Origin of the sequence: Ascidiaceihabitans donghaensis, assembly GCF_900302465.1 — a bacterium.
Lineage (GTDB): Bacteria > Pseudomonadota > Alphaproteobacteria > Rhodobacterales > Rhodobacteraceae > Ascidiaceihabitans > Ascidiaceihabitans donghaensis.
Window position 1 is genome coordinate 1863572 of record NZ_OMOR01000001.1, and the last position, 19285, is coordinate 1882856.

Genomic DNA, 19285 nt, shown 5'->3' on the forward strand with positions numbered 1-19285 from the left:
AGGATATTGTCATGCCTGCACCGCGCAATCCGTTTAAACACGCCATCGCCAAAGGTGATTTGCAATTGGGATGCTGGCTGGGGCTTGCTGATCCCTACATAGCCGAGATCAGCGCAGGCGCGGGCTTCGATTGGCTGTTGATTGACGGCGAACATGCCCCGAATGATCTGCGTTCCATCGTGGCGCAGTTGCAAGTTCTAGCTGCACGCGACAGCCACGCGGTTGTGCGTCCGCCGATTGGCGAGACATGGATCATCAAACAACTGCTTGATGCAGGGGCACAGACGCTGTTGATTCCGATGGTCGAAAGTGCGGCGCAGGCCAAAGACCTTGTGGATGCTGTCACCTATCCACCACACGGGGTGCGCGGCGTTGGGTCTGCTTTGGCACGGGCCTCTGATTTTGCGGCGATTGGCGATTACCTGACAACAGCGCGTGATGAAATTTGCCTTTTGGCACAGGTTGAGAACCAAAAAGGTATGGTGGCATTGGACGATATTCTGAAGGTGGATGGTATTGACGGTGTCTTCATCGGGCCGTCTGATCTGGCAGCAGACATGGGGTTCATTGGGCAGGCGGGCGCATCTGGGGTCAAAACCGCTGTGTTGGGCGCAATCGAAAAGATCGTGGCATCTGGCAAGGCAGCTGGGATTTTGACGCTGGATCAGGATTTGCAGACATCATGCCGAAAGCTGGGCGCGACCTTTATCGCAACAGAAATTGATGTGACATTGTTTGCGCGAAACATGCGCAAGGCGTCCAGTGACGGGCGTAAACTATTACTGACTGAGCAAAGCGCGGTTTAGGCTCACGACCCATTAATCCTGCGACGAAGATCGGATTCAGGTTTCAGCCGGGCCCGCATCATCAAGCCGCGTTGCCGCATAGGCGCGTGCGCGGTCCAGCATGTCACACAGGTGGTGCACCTCGTCTTCGGTAAACAGTTTGGAAAAGTCGTCCGACAGTTTGGCAGCGGCCGGGTAGACTTGCATGAATGCAGTGCGGCCTTGGTCTGTCATTGAAAACACCGCAAGCCGTTTGTCTGTAGGGTCGGGGTTCCGGTCCAGCCAGCCTTTGGATTGCATGGCTTTCATTGTGCGGCTGGCATGGGCCGCATCCATTGACGCTTTGCGCGATATGGCCCGCAAATGCCCCGCACCGTGACGCGCAATCGAAATCAAAATGCGGTATTCCTGCGTTGTCACATTGCTATCGCGCAAAGTGGATCGTTGCAGGATCGTCGACAGGGACGACGCCAATCGCAAAACACGAATGTTAAAGTTCTTGTCGAACGCGTCTTCGTTCAGCAAAGGCGCAAAAGGATCACTGTCATGCATAGGGTAATCAGACCCGATCATTGTAGCATGCGCAACAAAATTATTGACAGGATAGGCGGCCTTCTTGACAGTAATCCGCAATAAACGGATCTGGGAGGACCACATGTCTAAGTCACTTTTTGCAGGTGCGCTGGCATCGGCAATCGCCGTCGCATCGCCGGCGTTCGCACAACAAAACCTAACGGCAGAAACCGCATCTGCGGGCGGGGCCACCCACCTCGCGCCAAGCCACCTGACAGAAATTGCAGGAACGCTTGGGATTGCAAATATTCAGCTTGCTGAAGGGCAAACGCTGACAAATTCGATCCAGAACGTGGCTGAAGGCAAAACAGACATAGCCAGTGCGCCGCATATTCTGCCGTTCCTGATGAGCCGCGGTGTTGGGCCCTACGGGTCCTTGGGGGCTGAAAAAGGGGCTGAGCTGGCAAGTAATCTGCGCTCTATCTACCCTTACACTCTTGGTATTTTCTTTCTGTTCGCGTTCGACTCCAAGGACGTTGGTGGCTGGGATGATGTCGAAGGCCGAACGATCTTTAACGGCCCGCCACGCGGGGGCGCTTTGACGAATGCGCGCAGCATCATCCAGATCGCCACTGGTCTGCAGGACGGTGAAGGATACACTGGGATGCAAGCCAATTGGGGGCAGGCTGCGACCGTTATCATTGGCGGTGAACCTGATGCTGTCGTCCTGCCAGAGCTGTTCCCGAACACCCGTCTGTCAACGATTGGGTCTGCTGGCAAAGTGACGGCGTGGTCCATGCCGATTGAGCTTTATGAAAGCGAAGCCATGCAGAAATACATGGTCTCTCCTGGTGCGGCACCTACAGAAATTCCAGTCGCGACTTTGCAGGCGGCGATGGGTGACAGCTGGACCTTCGTGTCAGAGGACGCCACATTCCGCGGCATGGCCACCATCGGCGGTGACGTCGTGCATAAGGATATGGACGAACAATTGGTCTATGATCTGGTGTCTGCCTATGTCGCATCCATGGACGATTTGAAAGCCAAGGCACCATTTGGTGAAACCGTCAACTTTGACAACCCATCGCTGGGCATGTGCGGCCTGAACCCGATGAAGTACCACAAAGGTGCTGTGCGGGCATGGGAAGACGCAGGTTACGACATTCCTGATTGCGCCGAAGAATAAGCAATTTAGCGAGCGCCAATAGACACCCGCCCTCAACCGATGGGGGCGGGTGCAGTATCAAGACGAAAATTGGGTTTCCCGCATGGACGAGCAGACCGACGCGCAAAAACACCGCTCATTATTTCCAACCAAAGCTGTTTACGCCTTAGCGTTATTTTTTGTGTTCCTTGGGATCATGAATTCAATGCCGACCATACCGGGTTGGGACGATATGTGGCGCAACCTGTTTGGCAGTGAAACGCTGAAAGTGCGCAATTTTGCGACCGAGTGGTTCTACCCAATCGTCTTTTTCATCATGATGTGTGTGGTCGCAATGCGCCATTCCATGTGGCGTGATTGGCGCGGCACGCGGCGTGCTGGCTTTGGGCTTTTCATGGACGCAGCCCTTGTTGTTGCAGCCGGTGCTGTATCGCTGACCTACCTGATTGAAATCGACAGCGTTTGTTTGATCGACACCGTCACCGGCGAACGCGCACGCCTGATCGCCGCAACGCTAGAGGCAGAAATCAAGTTCGCAGAAGAGATGTTCATGCCCGTACCTGACACGGTTGATGATCCCAAATGCGTGCAAACAACGGGCATCTGGCTGGTGGCGATCATGGGTGCGTCAATCCTGATTTTCCTTGGCTACAACGTCAAGGTTTGGGGCCTTCCGCTGGTTCTCGTGTCTTTGGTGATCGCAATTTACACGATTGGCACGGTGCTGGTTTGGTACTTTCACGGCCCCGATGACATCAACAAATATCTGATGACCAAATTGGGCGGCGAACCACGCAGCTTTTTGGATGGTCGCCCCAATGTGCATGATGCTTTGGTGAACAACTCTGCTGGAATGCTGGGACGGTTCATGAATGTTATCATGAACATGGTGTTCCCCTACATCATTCTGGGCGCCATGTTTGGCAAATCGGCGGGCGGGCAGGCGTTGATCAAACTGGCGTTTCGCTGGACCCGCAAACTAAAGGGCGGGCCTGCCCATGCGGCAATTGTATCATCCGCCATGTTTGGAACCATCACCGGTGGCCCTGTGGTGAACGTGCTGTCCACGGGTGTTTTGACGATCCCGATGATGCTGAAACGCGGCTTTAGCCGGACCTTTGCTGGCGGGGTCGAGGCCGCTGCATCCTCAGGCGGTTCCATTATGCCGCCTGTGATGGGGGTGGCTGCATTTATTTTGGCCGCGCTGACGGCTGTGCCCTACCGCGAGATTGTGGTGGCTGCGGCTTTGCCTGCCGTTGCTTATTTCGTGTGCCTGTTCCTGTCGGCCATGTTCCAGTCGCGCAAGCAGAACATTCCTGCCTTGGGCGAGCTGACCGACGATATGAAATTCACCAAGACCGATCTGCTGAATCTGTGCCAGATTTTCTTGCCGATCCTGTTGATCCTCGTCCTACTGCTGACCCCCAAAGACGGGATCGGCTGCGGGCCATTTGGTTGGCTGTTCGGGGTCGAGCAGATCATGACGGACGGGACCTGCCGCGCGGCCAATCTGCCGTGGATATTCGAGTTGTTCCAGAACGCGGCTGGCAACGCTGGTGCAACGGGCTGGTGGGCTGCGGCTTTTGTGACTGTGTTGCTGTTTCTGGACAAAAAGTTCCGCGACAAGCCCCGTTTGGTTCTTGATGCGTTGTCAGAGGCGGGGATCACGATTTCGACCCTGTATCTGATGTTCCTTGCGGTTACTGTGATTGATGTGTGCCTGAACTTTACCGGCCTGTCGAAATTCGTAGCTGTCGATGTGCTGGGCTTTTTGTTGTCGCTGGATTTAGGGGGTAGCGGGTCAGTCTTGTTCCAGTTTGTAGCCCTTGTCATAACGATGCTGTTGGCTGTGCTTTTGGGCATGGGGATGCCGGCTGTGCCCGCTTATATCAACGTGGCGTTGCTGATGGGGCCGCTGTTGGTGGGGCTTGGGATCGCGACGTTTACCGCCCATATGTTCATTTTCTACTTCGCTGTTGCGTCGGCCATCACACCACCTGTCGCATTGGCTGCATTTGCCGCAGCAACAATCACCAAAGCGGATCCAATGGCGACCGGGTTTAGTGCTGTGCGCTCTGGTATTGTGATGTTCACGATCCCCTTCATCTTCGCGTTCTACCCTGAACTGTTGCTGATCGACGCAGCGCTGCTGGATCCTTCCAGCGCAAGTGGCGCACCTTTGGCGGGGTATGAAAACGGCGTGTCCTTTGGGGCTTTGGCTTGGGTGATCGCGCGATTGATGCTTGCGCTGTTTTTGGTGGCAAGTGCGCTGGCGCGGTACGATTCAGGCCCGTTGGGTTTGGCGTGGGTATTCGTGCGCCTTGGCCTTGCCGTTGCGATCCTGATGCGTCCCGAAGCGGTCCATTTGACGGCGATTGCAGCGACAGCCGGCATGCTTGTCCTGCACCGTATCCGATACCGGAACCATGCGCCGGCCTGATGAAAGCCCAAGGATCGACCCAATGACAAAGCGCCCGAATTTTTTGTATTTCATCGCCGATCAGCAACGCGCTGATTGGCTTGGGTGTTATGGGCATCCGGTGCTCAAAACCCCCAATATTGACGCCATCGCGGCACAAGGTATGCGGTTTGACAACTTCCACACCGCATCGCCTGTGTGCATGCCCAACCGCGCGTCCTTGCTGACCGGGCGTTATCCCAGCTTGCACGGCTTGCGCTATAACGGGTGCCGTTTGCCCTTGTCTGCCAACACCTTTGTGTCGCAACTGGCCGAGGCGGGATACAATACCGCCGCTATCGGCAAAAGCCATTTGCAGCCTTTCACCGACATGCCGCCAATTGGTGTGAACGCGGATGAGGTCGCAGATCGCCCCGATGCGTGGCGTTGGGATGATGGCAATTACGGTCAAGAGGAACCGGGGCGTTACACCGCTGACGGGCGGTATGACTTCAAGACGCCGTACTACGGCTACAACCATGTCGATATGGTCACATCACATGGCGACAAATGCGGCGGGCATTACCAACAGTGGTTCCGCGAACGCGCGGATGATTGGGAAGCCCTGCATGACCCTGCCAACCAGTTGCCCCACGATTACACATGCCCGCAAGCCAACCGCACCCCGATCCCCGAGGATCTATACCCAACCGCCTATATTCGCGATCGCGCCATCGCGCATCTGGACAGTTGTGTGGGCGACGACGCGCCGTTTTTTACGTTTGTATCATTTCCTGATCCGCACCATCCGTTCAATCCGCCCGGCAAATACTGGGACATGTATGCGCCGGATGATTTTGATGTTTCTTTGCCTTTTGACGCTCATCAAAACCCGACAATCCCGATGAAATGGCTTCATGCCAATTGGCAAGGGGCAGGGGGGCAGACGACACCGCAAACGGCCATGATGCTGGACGAACAACACATCAAAGAAGCTATGGCTTTGACCGCAGGCATGATGGCCTTTGTCGATGACGCGGTGGGTGACATCATGGCGGCCCTGACCCGCAACGGGCAATTGGACAACACGGTGATTTGTTACAACTCTGACCACGGCGACTATATGGGTGATTACAACATGCTGCTGAAAGGCGCTTTGCCGTTTCGCAGCATCACCCGTGTGCCGTTCATCTGGTCGGACCCCGAGAACCGCAAGGCCGCATCCTCAGACGCGCTTGCATCCACCATAGATATTGCGGCCACGGTTCTGGACCGCGTGGGGTTAAAGCCGTTCAACGGCAATCAGGGCAAAAGCCTGAAACCTGTCCTTGAGGGGGCAGCTCAGGTCCGCGACGATGTGTTGATCGAATACAATGACGGCGGGAGACGGCTGGGGTTTGATAAGCCCGCCCGCGTGCGTGCCTTGGTGTCACCGGACTGGCGGTATACGATCTACAAGGATCAGGACTGGGGCGAGCTTTACGATTTGGCGAATGACCCGCAAGAGACCCACAACCTGTGGGACAGCGCCGATCACTTTGCAATCCGTGCCCAGCTGGCAGAGCGTATGAACCAGCATTTGATGGCGCAAATGGACGAAAGTCCGCTGGCGGACCGGTTGGCGTGAAAGGGGGGTGTGCAGAGCGTCTTGGTGCCCTGCCTACCTTCTATTCTTCCTTGTCAGCCCAAGGGATTTTCGATGCGTCGATGTAAGGGGGAAGCATGGTGTTTTGATTTCCAATTGCTTCCTGTAACTGATCTATAGAAAGACCTAATGCATCATGCTGGCGGGATTCCTCAGTTTCGAAGTCTGAAGCCAGCCAGTCTGTGAATCGGGCACTTCGAATGTCCGCATCTGGTAATTTTGCGTCCGAAAGGTTCGCGCCTTCGAAAATTGCAACTAATGCAGAAATCGAATCCATCCCAGCAAATGAGAAATCGCACTTACTCAAATCGCTCTCTGCTAAGTTTGCATAGAACAGTTGGGCTTCCACGAAAGAACATTCTGAAAAGTTAGCTTGACTCATGTCTACAGCGTTCATGCAGGTGCCTGAAAAGTCAAAGCGTGCAAAAGGCAGTTCAGGGTTGCCAAAATGACTTGGCATAATTCTCCTGAACATAAAAGTAGGGGAATCTATATCGGGCCAATCTACTGTGACACGTTCAGCGCTAGTGCAAATATCCTGCCCCTCGGGCAATGGAATGGCCTGCGCCAACACAGACAAGGTCGACACCAACGTGCTTTCTGCATTGCGTTGTCTGTCTTCCAAGTCCCGATAGCTCACATCCGGCGTTGACATGACGTCCATCGGAAAACCGTTTCGCAACGTATGGTTAAAGACCTCCGTCAACGCATCAACCGTGCCGCGCATTTCGTCAGGATGTTCAAACCGCCGTGCTTCATCGGTCAGGAAACGCAAAATGGGGTGGGTCAAAGGAGCAAACGCAAACAGCTCAGCCCATTTGCCCGCAGCGTCCGCAGGTTCATCATCACCCGACAAACGATCCACCAGATAAAGCGCTGTTCGAAACACGGCGCGGCCTGCCAGGTATTCCCCGAAGCTTTTGTGAATAAACGAAAACCCAACCCGTTCGCTGTCCAAACGCGTGTGAATATGCAACGCGATGTTTTCCAGATGGGCGATGGGCAAGTCAATCACACGTCGCCAGTCTTTGCCGACGCGGTAGGCTTTGCGCAGCTTACCAAAGCTTTTTTCATCACCTGTGCGCCCGCCACCACGCCACGCAGACAAGCTAAGACATTCCATCAGACGGAAGAAATCATCACAGCTTAGGTCCGTTTTGTTCATAGGTGGTTTGGTGGCGTTGCGGTCGTAGATTTTGGTCAGAATGTCTTCGTACACATAGTTGCGGTTGTTGGCGGCCTCGCGCCATCTTGTTGTTGCAAAATCCGAGATCAGTAGCAGGTGCAGCAGCAACGGCTCCACGTTCAATTCGGCCATGTCCTCATGTGTGACAGAGTCAGGCACATTCTCGGCGGGCAGCCCTTTGGCCTTTTGCCACCGCCGCCAGTAATCGGGGCGTTGATCCAGTTCGGACAGGTTATGTGGATCGTCCACATGCCACGTGATGTCCTTGCGCCCCTCAGGACCGTGGCCGTGGTCCTGTTCCACGACGTCCAGCCTGAAGTCTGCGTCAGACAAGGTTTTGATGGGGGCGACATGTAGCAACTTGCCCTGATCGCTTGAGGACAAAGCCGCTTGGCAGGCGCTGGACCGTCCAAGGATCATCGCCTTTATGTCGCGTCCTGAACTGCGTTGCATGCTCAGCAATGATGACACCGAGTCCACAAAGTTCTTTGTCAGTGTACGGGCTTCGGTGTCTTGGGCGCTGAGTTCGTCCAGCCCGTCAAAAACCAAAAGAACAGGCGTTTGATCGTCGGCTGCCCATGACAGGGGATTGTCGTAGAACCCGGCGCTGCCGTCACCAACAGCCGAATTTCTGTATTGGACATAGGTTCCCAACGCCTGAAAAAGATCTGCGTTGAAGGTCAGATGTTGCAGTTCAACAAAGATCACGCGATGGCTGTTGTCTTGCAATATCTGATGGGCAAATGCGCGGGCAAAAGATGACTTTCCAGATCCCGGCCCACCCCCGATCACGCGCAGACCGTCTTCGCCATGCAACAGCCAATCCTTGGTCGTTTTGTGAAGGTCATCGACATGGGAGGTGATAGAGATTTTGCCGTCTTCATCAATCTGGCGTCTATGCCAAAAGCAGCGAAGATGCAGATACACCTCTGATAATGATACGGTTTCGTCCAAATCCGTTGTGAAAATAGGATCGCCAACAAAGCCTTTGCTGATGAAGCGCGCGTGGCGTGCATGGGCCAGTTCGCGTTTCTGGGGTTCGTGCGTGGGGGAAGATAGCGCCAGATTCAAACCGTTGAAATAGTCGGGGTGTCTTGCCACCACAGTCGCGCCTGCGGTCATCAACAGCGAAAAGAATTTTTGCTCGATCACTTTGTCATCGAAGGGGTGCTCAGGGCTGGCCGTGCGTGCAATTCCTGCGATCATGTTGCGGGCTTCGGCAAAGGCCGGATGTGCACTTGGGTTGTTCAGGTGCACAGGCTCGATTGTGCCGCGATCCGGTACGGTTTGGATCAGGGTTGTAATGCGGGGAGACAGTTCGGTTTCAGTTAACACGCAGTGCAGGCGTGGATGTTGCAGAACGGCACGTGTGGCTTCGGCGAGGGTTTGTGTGATCCAGACCCAGTTTCTGTTGGCTTGTGAGTCTGTGTCTTTTCCAATGGCGGCCTTGAACACTTTATCCGCTGCAAGGGCAGCACCAAGCCCATCCGCACCGATGGCTTTCGTGATCATCTGCACCGCAAGTTCTAACAGCTTCGCATGGTCGCGTTGTTTGGTCGGCTTTTCGAACACTGTACTCATAATTAATCCCTTAGTTTCAACGTGATGCTTGAATGCGGGCTAAATGGTTTGCGCAATGCTGCACGTATTTAGGGAAATTTAACCATAGAACTCTTACCGTTGGCTAGGTCCAATTGTTGGTGTTTCAGACGTATTTGCCGACGTGGATTGTAAAATTTAACTTGAAATGTTCTCTTTTTGATCTCATATAGAACGTAATGAGAACATCGGATGCAAACCCAAGATATAGCGGCCTCAACCATTGCCGCTACACCATGGGTGTGACACATAGGGTAGAACAGCAATGGCAACGGCAGATCTTTTGACAATGACCGATAAAAAAGCAGCAGATAAGCAAAAGGCGCTCGACAGCGCTTTGGCCCAGATTGAACGCCAGTTTGGCAAGGGCTCCATCATGAAACTGGGGGCCGAAGGGGCCGTTCAGGACATCAAGGCAAGCTCTACCGGCTCATTAGGGTTGGATATCGCATTGGGCATTGGTGGTTTGCCGATGGGCCGTATCATCGAGATCTACGGCCCTGAATCGTCGGGCAAAACCACACTGACACTGCACTGTGTGGCCGAACAGCAAAAGTCTGGCGGCGTCTGTGCCTTTGTGGATGCTGAACATGCTTTGGATCCGCAATATGCCAAAAAACTGGGTGTGGATATCGATGAGCTGCTGATTTCACAGCCCGACACCGGCGAACAGGCTTTGGAAATTACAGATACTTTGGTGCGGTCTGGTGCCGTGAACATGGTTATCGTCGATTCGGTTGCGGCGCTGACGCCGAAGTCCGAACTTGAAGGTGACATGGGCGACAGCTCAGTTGGTGTTCAGGCCCGTTTGATGTCGCAAGCGATGCGCAAGCTGACTGGATCTATCAGCCGTTCCAATTGCATGGTCATTTTCATCAACCAGATCAGGATGAAGATCGGGGTGATGTTTGGATCGCCTGAAACCACAACGGGCGGCAATGCGTTGAAGTTCTATTCATCTGTACGTTTGGACATCCGCCGCATCGGGGCTTTGAAAGACCGCGACGAAGTGGTCGGCAACGCGACCCGTGTGAAAGTTGTGAAAAACAAAGTGGCACCGCCGTTCAAACAGGTTGAATTCGACATTATGTATGGCGAAGGTATCTCGAAGATGGGCGAACTGCTTGATCTGGGTGTCAAAGCGGGCGTCGTGGACAAGTCAGGTGCCTGGTTCAGCTATGGCGACGAACGCGTGGGGCAGGGGCGTGAAAACGCAAAAACCTTCCTGAAGGAAAACGCACGTATCGCCAACGAAATCGAAGATAAAATACGTGCAGCGCACGGGTTGGATTTTGAAATGCCGGCTGGTGAACGCATCGAAGACGACGGTGTGCTGGACGGCTAAAAGCGGATCTTCAAAAGAAAAATAGAAGGCGTCCCAACCACGGGGGCGCCTTTTTCATTTAAAAGCCATAGCATTGGACATTGGCCAAGCGCACATGTCAAAGTCAGGTTCTAAACATCAAACAAGAAAGAACACTTCTATGGGCGCACTTTGGATCGCACACGTCACTGTCACAGACGAAGAGGCATACAAAAAATACGCAGCCGGGGCGACCGTGGCGATTGCGGAACACGGGGGCACGTTCATCGCGCGTGGGGGCCGCTTTGTTCAGCTCGAAGGCAAGGAACGTCCGCGCAATGTTGTGGCCCGCTTTCCTGACGTTGAAACAGCAGAAAAATGCTATCACTCCGCCGAATATCAGGCTGCGCTTGAACATGCGCGCGGGGCATCTGAGCGCGAGTTGATGATTGTGGAAACAACTGACTAAGGCCGCGAAGCCTTAGTTTCTTTTCGCTCAAAATATCCCGGGGGTTTGGGGGCAGCGCCCCCATGCTTCGCCCGGAAAAATTAGCCAGCTTTGGCCATACGCTTACGTTCATGCGGGTCTAGGTAACGCTTGCGCAGACGTACGGCGTTTGGCGTGACCTCTACCAGTTCGTCATCGTCGATGTAGGCGATGGCTTGCTCCAAAGACAGCTGCATGGGCGTGGTCAAGCGCACAGCTTCATCCGTGCCGGACGCACGTACGTTTGTCAGCTTCTTGCCTTTCAACGGGTTCACTTCCAGATCGTTTTCACGGCTGTGTTCACCAATGATCATACCTGTGTAGACGTCAGCCTGTGCGCCGATCATCATCTTGCCGCGTTCTTCCAGGTTCCACAAAGCAAAGGCCACGGATGTGCCATTTTCCATTGAAATCAGAACGCCTGCACGACGGCCCGGGATTGTGCCTTTGTGGGGCGCCCAGGAATGAAAGACGCGGTTGATCACACCGGTGCCACGTGTATCGGTCAGGAATTCGCCGTGATAGCCGATCAAACCGCGCGATGGCACATGGGCCACGATGCGGGTTTTGCCTGCACCGGCCGGTTTCATTTCAACCAATTCGCCTTTGCGCGTACCAGTGATCTTTTCGATCACCGCGCCGGAATACTCGTCATCCACGTCGATGGTGGCTTCTTCGATGGGCTCGTGGCGTACGCCGTCAATCTCTTGAAACAGAACCTGCGGACGCGAGATAGACAGCTCGAACCCTTCGCGGCGCATGTTTTCAATCAAAACACCCATTTGTAATTCACCGCGACCGGCGACTTCAAAGGCATCTCCGCCCGGTGTGTCGCTGATCTTGATCGCGACGTTGGATTCGGCTTCTTTCATCAAGCGGTCGCGGATCACGCGCGATTGCACTTTTTTGCCGTCACGACCGGCCAATGGGCTGTCGTTGATGCCAAAGGAAACTGTGATGGTTGGGGGATCGATCGGTTGGGCAGGGATCGCTTCAGACACAGACTGATCCGCCAGCGTGTCAGCCACTGTGGCTTTGCTCATGCCCGCGATGGATACGATGTCGCCGGCTTCTGCCAATTCAATGGCTGCTTGATCCAGTCCGCGGAACGCCATGATCTTGGTGCAGCGGAAATTTTCGATCAGTGTGCCGTCACGCGACATTGCTTTGATGGTTTGCCCTGCCTTTAACGTGCCGGTCTCGACGCGACCTGTCAGCATACGACCCAAAAACGGGTCGCTGCCCAAGGTGGTGGCCAACATTGTGAAAGGTTTGTCTTGTTCCTTGATTTGTGCGGGTGCAGGGACGTGTTCAAGGATCAGATCGAATAACGCGGACAAGTCCTTGCGCGGCCCGTCCAGTTCCATATCAGCCCAGCCAGAACGACCAGAGGCATACATGGATGGGAAATCCAGTTGCTCGTCAGTGGCTTCTAGGTTGGCAAACAAGTCAAAACATTCGTCCAGCGCACGGTCCGGTTCGCCATCCGGTTTGTCGACTTTGTTGACCACCACAATGGGGCGCAGGCCCAGCTTCAACGCTTTGGAGGTCACAAATTTGGTTTGGGGCATCGGGCCTTCCGCCGCATCCACCAGCAAAACAACGCCATCAACCATGGATAGGATGCGTTCCACTTCGCCGCCGAAGTCCGCGTGACCAGGCGTGTCCACGATGTTGATGCGGGTGCCTTTCCATTCAACAGACGTCGGCTTTGCAAAGATCGTGATGCCGCGCTCGCGTTCCAGATCGTTGCTGTCCATGGCGCGTTCTGTTGTCGCCTGGTTTTCACGGTAGGTGCCCGATTGTTTCAGCAGTTCATCCACAAGTGTGGTTTTGCCGTGGTCAACGTGTGCGATAATCGCGATATTGCGAAGGTCCATAGTTCTTGCCCTTTAAGGAGGTGCCTCTGAGAGGTTTGCGCCGCGCATACAGCGCCGCATCGCAGAAAGCTAGGGGGAATAATGCCACAAGGATAATGCGGCCAAGATGACGGGTGTTTTCAAACGGGCAGCGCCGTGCCGTCTTTGATCTCTTCCATGACAAAGCTGGCCGACACATCCGACAGCGGCAGCCGCTTGATAAGCTGTTGATACAGGCGGTCGTAATCCGCCATGTCCGCAACGCGCGCACGGATCAGATAATCCAGATCGCCGGTCATTCTGTAGACGCTCAGGATGCCGGGAATGGCGCGGGTGGCTTGCGAAAACCGAACGGCCCAATCGGGATCATGCTGGTTGGTGCGCACCTGCATAAAGACCATCAAGCCCAGATCAATAGCCAAAGGGGCAACCAAAGCGACACGGCCGGTGATGACGCCGCTGTCTTCAAGGGCCTTGACCCGGCGCCAACACGCATTGCGTGACAAGCCGACTTCTTCGCCAAGAGTTTCAAGCGATAGGCTTGCGTCACGTTGCAAATGCTTCAGGATTTTGCGGTCGATTGTGTCAAGGTCTGCCATTTATCTACAATATACGGGAAATATTCCCAAATCAACACGTGATCATGATGCATTTTGTGACCACGTCACACAGGGTTTCGGTTAATCTGTCCACATCACAACAGGAGAGCCTCATGATCACCCGCATTTTTTTGAACCATCCCCGCACTGTCAACGAAAGCTATGCGGAACACGCCGTGTTTGCAGGCGGTTTCGCATTAAAACTGCTGGGCGCAGGGGCCGCGGCACTTGTTCACGCGGTGATCCCGTGCCTGTTTGAAAAAACGGCCAGCCGGATGATCAATCAAATGTCCGAAAAGCTAAACGCGAGGGACGCTTAAATGTGCAGATGGGCTGCATGGAGTGGCACACCCATCTTTCTACAAGATATCTTGTCCGCACCGGAACATTCGCTGATTGTGCAAAGTCAAAACGCAAGTGAATGCAAAACAGCCATCAATGGTGATGGCTTTGGGGTGGCTTGGTATGCGGATTTGCCTGAACCGGGGTTGTTTCGCGACATAAATCCCGCGTGGTCTGATTCAAATTTGCCCAGCATTGCCGCGCAAATTCGTTCACCTTTGTTTTTAGCCCATGTGCGTGCCACCACAGGAAGCGCAATCAGCCGTAACAATTGTCACCCCTTTGTTGTCGGTCGCTGGAGCTTTATGCACAACGGGCAAGTTGGTGGTTTTGATCAGTTCCGCAAGGCCGCAGACATGAGCATTCCAGAGGCTTTCTACAATCATCGCAAGGGGGCTACCGACAGCGAAGCGTTGTTTTTGAACGCTTTGGGGCACAATTTGGATGCTGACCCGATTGGGGCGATGTCGCGTGCGGTTTATGAAATGGAAAGGTTGTCACGCGAAAGAGGGCATACGCCTCATATGCGGTTCTCGGGCGCGTTTTCAGATGGAAAGCGTCTGTTTGCGATGCGGTATGCTTCTGATGCGAATGCTCCGACGCTATACTACAAATGCGGTTCAAGCCCGTCCGGGGTTATGATTGTGTCGGAACCATTGGAGGCAGACACCCAAGGGTGGCACGCTGTGCCGCAGGGTTCTGTGTGTTGTGTTGAGGACGGTGAGGTTTCGATTGTGGCGATGCGTGCGGCGGACACATTCAGGGATGCAGCGTAACGGTTTTGCGGGCTGGCTATGTCGCATTTTTCTGCGTTTTGGGGGCGGATTTTAACGGGATGCCTAAAATGTCGCGCATTGTATACCGTTGTATGCATTGACTTGCGCCACACCCTCCTTTAGGGCCTGCGCCAAGGACGTTCGGGTCTGATCCCGAACCGCCACATGCCTATGATAGCCGCATCAAAAGGAAGCCTTCCCATGTCCAAGACACCTGATATCATTTACACCAAGGTAGACGAAGCCCCCGAACTGGCCAGCGCGTCTTTCCTGCCGATCATTCGCGCGTTCGCAGGGGCCGCCGGAATTGACGTCGGCACCAAGGATATTTCGTTGGCGGGCCGTATTATTGCGACGTTTCCCGAATTCCTGAAAGAAGATCAACGCCAGTCCGATGATCTGGCCGAACTTGGGCAATTGGTTAAAACACCGGGCGCCAACGTCATCAAGCTGCCCAACATTTCTGCGTCCGTGCCGCAGCTGGTGGCCGCGGTGGAAGAATTGCAAGCCAAGGGCTACGCGCTGCCAGACTATCCTGAAGACCCGCAAACAGACGATGAAAAGGCCATTCGGGCGCGGTATGACGCCATCAAAGGCTCTGCTGTGAACCCGGTTTTGCGCGAAGGCAACTCAGACCGTCGTGCGGCCAAAGCCGTTAAGAATTTTGCGCAAAAGAACCCGCATTCTATGGGTACATGGTCCAGCGAGAGCAAAACCAAAGTGTCGTCCATGACGGGCGGTGATTTTTATGCCAACGAAAAATCTGCGACGATCATAGGCGCACAAGCCGGTGACGCGAAAATCGAATTTGTGGCGGCCGACGGGACTGTGACAGTGTTGAAAGACGTATGGCCGCTGGAAGAAGGCACCGTGGCCGATGCAACCTACATGAGCGCGTCTGATCTGGCATCGTTCCTTGCCGCATCCATCGAAGACACAAAAGCAGATGGAACAATGTATTCGTTGCACATGAAAGCGACGATGATGAAGGTGTCCGACCCCATTATCTTTGGTCACGCGGTCAAAGCATGGTTGGGTCCGGTTTGGGACGCGCATGGTGATGCGATTTCAGCCGCAGGGGGCAGCCCGAATTCCGGTTTGGCAGACGTGCTGGCCGCAATCGACACGATGCCAAATGCCGACGCCATCAAGGCGGACATCGACGCTTTGGATCGCCCGTCGATGTATATGGTCGACAGCGACAAAGGCATCACTAACCTGCATGTGCCATCCGATGTGATCATCGATGCGTCCATGCCTGCCGTGATCCGCGCAGGCGGCAAGGGCTGGGATGAAACAGGAGCGAAGGGCGATGCAAACTGCGTGATCCCGGATCGTTGCTATTCCACGATCTACGACGAGACGATCAATTTCTTCAAAGCCAACGGTGCATTGGATGTGACCACGGCAGGGGCCGTCGCAAACGTCGGTCTTATGGCGCAAAAGGCGGAAGAATACGGGTCGCATCCGACAACCTTTGAAGCGCCTGCCAAAGGTGTGATGCGTATCGTGTTGGCCAATGGTGAAACACTGCATTCTCATGATGTGGATGCAGGTGACATCTGGCGCGCATGTACGGTTAAAAAGGCACCTATCGAAAACTGGATCGAACTGGCGATGGATCGCCAGCGTTTGACCGGAACGGAAGCCATTTTCTGGCTTGATGCCAATCGTGCCCATGATGCGGAGCTGATCAAATACGTGAAGCCCGCCTTGGAAGCTGCTGGTGTTGCAGACAAATTCCAAACTATGGCGCCGCGCGAGGCCACGCGGCAGTCCCTGCAGACAATCACGTCTGGCAAAGACTCCATCGCGATCACAGGCAACGTTTTGCGGGATTATCTAACAGACCTTTTCCCAATTTTGGAGCTGGGCACATCTGCGAAGATGCTGTCGATTGTGAAGCTGATGAAGGGCGGCGGGTTGTTTGAAACCGGCGCCGGTGGATCGGCCCCCAAACACGTGCAGCAGCTGCACAGCGAAAACCACCTGCGGTGGGATTCAATGGGCGAATTCTGCGCTTTGGGTGAATCGCTGAACTTCTTGGCGGACACACAAGGCAACGCCAAAGCGGGTGTGCTGGGTGTGGCAGCAGAAGCGGCAACGCAGGGCATTCTGGATGATAACCGGTCCCCGGGCCGCAAGGCGGGTCAACCTGACAACCGCCACAGCCACTACTGGTTTGCACGCTATTGGGCGGATGCTTTGGCGGCGCAATCTGACGATGCCGAATTGGCCGCGCATTTTGCACCGATTGCCAAAGCTTTGGCTGATGGCGAGGCGGCGATCACAGCTGAATTGGGGTCGGGGGAAGCGCCTGCGGACACTGGCGGATACTTCCGCAATGATGACGAAAAGGCCGCGAAAGTGATGCGCCCAAGCGAGACTTTGAACGCTATCTTCGCCTGAGCCTCATAGGGTTCAAAAATTCAAAGCGCCGCAGTCATTTGCGGCGCTTTTTTAGTTTGAGCCTTGGGATTTGAAGAATGCGGCAATGCGGTTTTGCGCATAGTCCCAAAGGGCAGGGGCGCCGATTTTGATTTTTGATCCGACGCGGGCCGCGATTGTTGCTTCGTCTACATTGTAATTTGTCCAGCTTCCGCCACCAGCAGCCAGGTTCAACATCGGTGGCTGAAAGCGATCCAGTGATTTGGCAAACTGGGCGTCGTCGGTTTCCGCAGCCTCGAATTCTTCCCATATCCCGCGCAAATCGGCAGCAATGTCTGGTGGTAAAAGTCCAAAAATGCGATCGGCCGCTTTTTGTTCGGCAGCGGCAACGGCCACATGATCGACGTTGTCAAATATCGGGTTGTCGCCTGCGTCTATTTCTACCAAATCATGCAGAATCAACATCTTGATGACACGCGAAATGTCGACGCCGGGTTTGGCTTGATCGGCCAGTACAAGCGCATACAGCGTTAAATGCCATGAATGTTCTGCCGAATTTTCAGCTCTTGATCCGTCGGCCAACGTGGTGGCGCGGGTGATGGATTTCAACTTGTCCGCTTCATTCAAGAAAGCAATCTGCGCGTCAAGGCGTGTGGTCATTTTGGGGAACTTTCAAAGTCTGAGGTCAGGCGGTCCAACTGGTACAGGATGTGGGCGCTTGCGTCTTCCGCCGTGCGATCCTTGCGTGTTATCGCCGCGCAGAATGGCCAAGCCAATGCGCTTAGTGTGATCACAATCAGCAAAACCGGTGCCAGAAAAATCCGAAGGTTTGTCTTGTCGCCAATGGCGCGATCGTATGCCAAAGCCAGTGCTTGTGATCGGTGGTATGCCACGAGGCGTCGATCAACGTAGGCGGAAATGGATGACCGTTCCGGAAGGATGTGTCCGATAGGGTAAGCAGCATTTGCAGCTTTGGCGGCTTCATCATTATTCAGGGTTTTGTCGGCGTGCAAGGTCGTGACATCAATACGGATCGCGCGTTGCGTTGGCGTGCCGGTCCAAACCTGAAAGCGTTTTACCGTGTCAGGGGATGCACGATGAAATAGCGTCCAGTTGTAGGTTTTGATGCTTGTGGACCATGCCCCGAAATGCGGATCATCTGTGATCCGAAACATCCCGGCTTGCAGCAATGCTGGGATAATTTGCGTTTCAGTCGCGCGTCTTAAGGCGCGACTGACAGGGTTAGCCATTCGAGGCCCCATCTGAGGCGGCATCGCGGTGCGCCTTGAGCTTTTGCGCTAGAAACCTGCGGCCTGAGATTTCTGCCATACGTGTGCGGATTGCTGTCAGAAAGGCTTCCTCCAGCGTTTGCGACGAAGCACCAAGAACATCCCCGACCTGCATAAAGAGCCGGTCATCGCCGGTCTCTTTTTGCACAGCCAGACATTCCTCGGCGAGTTTGTTCGCCATGTCGATGACAGCTTGATCCGCCATCAGCGTGTGGTTTCGGTCAGGCGACGTTTGACGTATCCTGTGGTGTGGTCGATCAGAGTATCAAGGTGATCATCTTCAAAGAAGTGGCCTGCGCCTTCAACTTCTGTGTGTGTGATCGTGATGCCTTTTTGCTCGTGCAGCTTGTTCACCAGTGCATGTGTATCCGCGGGTGGTGCAACGCGGTCAGCTGTCCCGTTGATCATCAAGCCCGAAGACGGGCAGGGCGCCAGAAACGAAAAGTCGTACATGTTGGCGGGTGGCGACACAGAGATGAATCCGGTGATTTCCGGCCTGCGCATCAGCAGTTGCATACCGATCCACGCGCCAAACGAAAAGCCCGCCACCCAGCAGTGTTTGGAATTGTTGTTCATCGACTGCAGATAATCGAGAGCGGACGCCGCGTCGCTGAGTTCGCCGACACCCTGATCGTATTCACCCTGGGACCGTCCCACGCCGCGGAAGTTGAACCGCAAGACCGTGAACCCCATTTTATGAAAGGCATAGTGCATAGAATGCACAACCTTGTGGTTCATCGTCCCGCCAAATTGTGGATGGGGGTGCAAAATGATCGCGATGGGTGCGTCACGTTCTTTTTGGGGGTGGTAGCGCCCTTCAAGGCGTCCTTCGGGTCCAGGGAAAATGACCTCAGGCATGAGCGTCCTTATATTTTTGGTCCTAAGGGGCGGCAGATTTCTTGACGAATTTGCGCGGGCTCTTTAGAACGGTTCTAAATCATCACTGTCAGG

At 54.5% G+C, this 19285-nt stretch carries 17 protein-coding genes; 9 read left to right on the forward strand and 8 right to left on the reverse strand.

Translation table 11 applies throughout. The features are described 5' to 3' along the window. Nucleotides 1-11 precede the first annotated feature (11 nt). Nucleotides 12-806, forward strand: coding sequence for an aldolase/citrate lyase family protein (locus ASD8599_RS09375; protein WP_108828284.1), 795 nt, complete (start codon nt 12-14; stop codon nt 804-806). 36 nt (nt 807-842) lie between these two features. On the opposite strand, the gene ASD8599_RS09380 is transcribed toward ASD8599_RS09375, so the two are convergent. Beyond that, nucleotides 843-1358 (reverse strand): MarR family winged helix-turn-helix transcriptional regulator, encoded by a 516-nt coding sequence (locus tag ASD8599_RS09380; RefSeq protein ID WP_181364450.1) that lies wholly within the window; start codon nt 1356-1358, stop codon nt 843-845. A gap of 82 nt (nt 1359-1440) precedes the next feature. Between ASD8599_RS09380 and ASD8599_RS09385 the strand changes: the two genes are divergently transcribed. From ASD8599_RS09385 to ASD8599_RS09395, 3 genes are all read left to right on the forward strand, one after another. Next, nucleotides 1441-2484: a TAXI family TRAP transporter solute-binding subunit gene (locus ASD8599_RS09385; protein ID WP_108828286.1), complete on the forward strand. Its 1044-nt coding sequence runs from the start codon at nt 1441-1443 to the stop codon at nt 2482-2484. A gap of 82 nt (nt 2485-2566) precedes the next feature. Then, a complete protein-coding gene (locus ASD8599_RS09390) occupies nt 2567-4903 on the forward strand; it encodes a TRAP transporter fused permease subunit (RefSeq protein WP_245925989.1) in 2337 nt (778 codons plus the stop codon). Between the two features lie 22 nt (nt 4904-4925). Beyond that, a complete protein-coding gene (locus tag ASD8599_RS09395) occupies nt 4926-6488 on the forward strand; it encodes a sulfatase family protein (protein ID WP_108828287.1) in 1563 nt (520 codons plus the stop codon). 40 nt (nt 6489-6528) lie between these two features. On the opposite strand, the gene ASD8599_RS09400 is transcribed toward ASD8599_RS09395, so the two are convergent. Then, on the reverse strand, nt 6529-9273 hold the full coding sequence (locus tag ASD8599_RS09400) for a pentapeptide repeat-containing protein (protein ID WP_108828288.1): 2745 nt from the start codon (nt 9271-9273) through the stop codon (nt 6529-6531). A 283-nt stretch (nt 9274-9556) separates the two neighbouring features. On the opposite strand from ASD8599_RS09400, the gene recA reads away from it, so the two are divergent. Both recA and ASD8599_RS09410 read left to right on the forward strand, forming a co-directional pair. Then, nucleotides 9557-10636, forward strand: a complete 1080-nt coding sequence (gene recA / locus ASD8599_RS09405; RefSeq protein WP_108828289.1) for a recombinase RecA — start codon at nt 9557-9559, stop codon at nt 10634-10636. A 139-nt stretch (nt 10637-10775) separates the two neighbouring features. Then, complete coding sequence (locus ASD8599_RS09410) at nt 10776-11063, forward strand: DUF1330 domain-containing protein (protein WP_108828290.1); 288 nt, start codon at nt 10776-10778, stop codon at nt 11061-11063. A gap of 80 nt (nt 11064-11143) precedes the next feature. Here the strand turns inward: ASD8599_RS09410 and typA are convergent, their stop codons facing one another. Together typA and ASD8599_RS09420 are read right to left on the reverse strand one after the other, a co-directional pair. Continuing rightward, complete coding sequence (typA, locus tag ASD8599_RS09415) at nt 11144-12961, reverse strand: translational GTPase TypA (protein WP_108828291.1); 1818 nt, start codon at nt 12959-12961, stop codon at nt 11144-11146. Between the two features lie 119 nt (nt 12962-13080). Further along, on the reverse strand, nt 13081-13539 hold the full coding sequence (locus ASD8599_RS09420) for an Lrp/AsnC family transcriptional regulator (RefSeq protein ID WP_108828292.1): 459 nt from the start codon (nt 13537-13539) through the stop codon (nt 13081-13083). Between the two features lie 113 nt (nt 13540-13652). Between ASD8599_RS09420 and ASD8599_RS09425 the strand changes: the two genes are divergently transcribed. The 3 genes from ASD8599_RS09425 to ASD8599_RS09435 all read left to right on the forward strand — a co-directional run bounded on the left by ASD8599_RS09425 (nt 13653) and on the right by ASD8599_RS09435 (nt 17066). Beyond that, nucleotides 13653-13859: a DUF6356 family protein gene (locus ASD8599_RS09425; protein WP_108828293.1), complete on the forward strand. Its 207-nt coding sequence runs from the start codon at nt 13653-13655 to the stop codon at nt 13857-13859. Then, nucleotides 13860-14657, forward strand: a complete 798-nt coding sequence (locus ASD8599_RS09430; protein ID WP_108828294.1) for a class II glutamine amidotransferase — start codon at nt 13860-13862, stop codon at nt 14655-14657. A 201-nt stretch (nt 14658-14858) separates the two neighbouring features. Further along, complete coding sequence (locus ASD8599_RS09435) at nt 14859-17066, forward strand: NADP-dependent isocitrate dehydrogenase (protein WP_245925990.1); 2208 nt, start codon at nt 14859-14861, stop codon at nt 17064-17066. A 51-nt stretch (nt 17067-17117) separates the two neighbouring features. Here ASD8599_RS09435 and ASD8599_RS09440 read toward each other — a convergent pair whose 3' ends face one another. The 4 genes from ASD8599_RS09440 to ASD8599_RS09455 are packed head-to-tail and all read right to left on the reverse strand — an operon-like array spanning nt 17118 to nt 19192. Further along, nucleotides 17118-17705: an HD domain-containing protein gene (locus ASD8599_RS09440; protein WP_108828296.1), complete on the reverse strand. Its 588-nt coding sequence runs from the start codon at nt 17703-17705 to the stop codon at nt 17118-17120. Further along, the gene (locus tag ASD8599_RS09445; protein WP_108828297.1) at nt 17702-18295 is read right to left on the reverse strand and encodes a hypothetical protein; all 594 of its coding nucleotides are present in this window, start codon (nt 18293-18295) and stop codon (nt 17702-17704) included. The genes ASD8599_RS09440 and ASD8599_RS09445 overlap by 4 nt, the downstream gene beginning before the upstream one ends. Next, on the reverse strand, nt 18288-18515 hold the full coding sequence (locus tag ASD8599_RS09450; RefSeq protein ID WP_245925992.1) for a hypothetical protein: 228 nt from the start codon (nt 18513-18515) through the stop codon (nt 18288-18290). The genes ASD8599_RS09445 and ASD8599_RS09450 overlap by 8 nt, the downstream gene beginning before the upstream one ends. A 23-nt stretch (nt 18516-18538) precedes the next feature. Continuing rightward, a complete protein-coding gene (locus tag ASD8599_RS09455) occupies nt 18539-19192 on the reverse strand; it encodes an alpha/beta hydrolase (protein WP_108828299.1) in 654 nt (217 codons plus the stop codon). Nucleotides 19193-19285: the final 93 nt, after the last annotated feature.

What these genes read in the sequence shown, in the direction of transcription:
- ASD8599_RS09375 (WP_108828284.1), top strand. Translation starts at nt 12, where the DNA reads ATGCCTGCACCGCGCAATCCGTTTAAACACGCCATCGCCAAAGGTGAT.
- ASD8599_RS09380 (WP_181364450.1), bottom strand. Translation starts at nt 1,358, where the DNA reads ATGATCGGGTCTGATTACCCTATGCATGACAGTGATCCTTTTGCGCCT.
- ASD8599_RS09385 (WP_108828286.1), top strand. Translation starts at nt 1,441, where the DNA reads ATGTCTAAGTCACTTTTTGCAGGTGCGCTGGCATCGGCAATCGCCGTC.
- ASD8599_RS09390 (WP_245925989.1), top strand. Translation starts at nt 2,567, where the DNA reads ATGGACGAGCAGACCGACGCGCAAAAACACCGCTCATTATTTCCAACC.
- ASD8599_RS09395 (WP_108828287.1), top strand. Translation starts at nt 4,926, where the DNA reads ATGACAAAGCGCCCGAATTTTTTGTATTTCATCGCCGATCAGCAACGC.
- ASD8599_RS09400 (WP_108828288.1), bottom strand. Translation starts at nt 9,273, where the DNA reads ATGAGTACAGTGTTCGAAAAGCCGACCAAACAACGCGACCATGCGAAG.
- recA (WP_108828289.1), top strand. Translation starts at nt 9,557, where the DNA reads ATGGCAACGGCAGATCTTTTGACAATGACCGATAAAAAAGCAGCAGAT.
- ASD8599_RS09410 (WP_108828290.1), top strand. Translation starts at nt 10,776, where the DNA reads ATGGGCGCACTTTGGATCGCACACGTCACTGTCACAGACGAAGAGGCA.
- typA (WP_108828291.1), bottom strand. Translation starts at nt 12,961, where the DNA reads ATGGACCTTCGCAATATCGCGATTATCGCACACGTTGACCACGGCAAA.
- ASD8599_RS09420 (WP_108828292.1), bottom strand. Translation starts at nt 13,539, where the DNA reads ATGGCAGACCTTGACACAATCGACCGCAAAATCCTGAAGCATTTGCAA.
- ASD8599_RS09425 (WP_108828293.1), top strand. Translation starts at nt 13,653, where the DNA reads ATGATCACCCGCATTTTTTTGAACCATCCCCGCACTGTCAACGAAAGC.
- ASD8599_RS09430 (WP_108828294.1), top strand. Translation starts at nt 13,860, where the DNA reads ATGTGCAGATGGGCTGCATGGAGTGGCACACCCATCTTTCTACAAGAT.
- ASD8599_RS09435 (WP_245925990.1), top strand. Translation starts at nt 14,859, where the DNA reads ATGTCCAAGACACCTGATATCATTTACACCAAGGTAGACGAAGCCCCC.
- ASD8599_RS09440 (WP_108828296.1), bottom strand. Translation starts at nt 17,705, where the DNA reads ATGACCACACGCCTTGACGCGCAGATTGCTTTCTTGAATGAAGCGGAC.
- ASD8599_RS09445 (WP_108828297.1), bottom strand. Translation starts at nt 18,295, where the DNA reads ATGGCTAACCCTGTCAGTCGCGCCTTAAGACGCGCGACTGAAACGCAA.
- ASD8599_RS09450 (WP_245925992.1), bottom strand. Translation starts at nt 18,515, where the DNA reads ATGGCGAACAAACTCGCCGAGGAATGTCTGGCTGTGCAAAAAGAGACC.
- ASD8599_RS09455 (WP_108828299.1), bottom strand. Translation starts at nt 19,192, where the DNA reads ATGCCTGAGGTCATTTTCCCTGGACCCGAAGGACGCCTTGAAGGGCGC.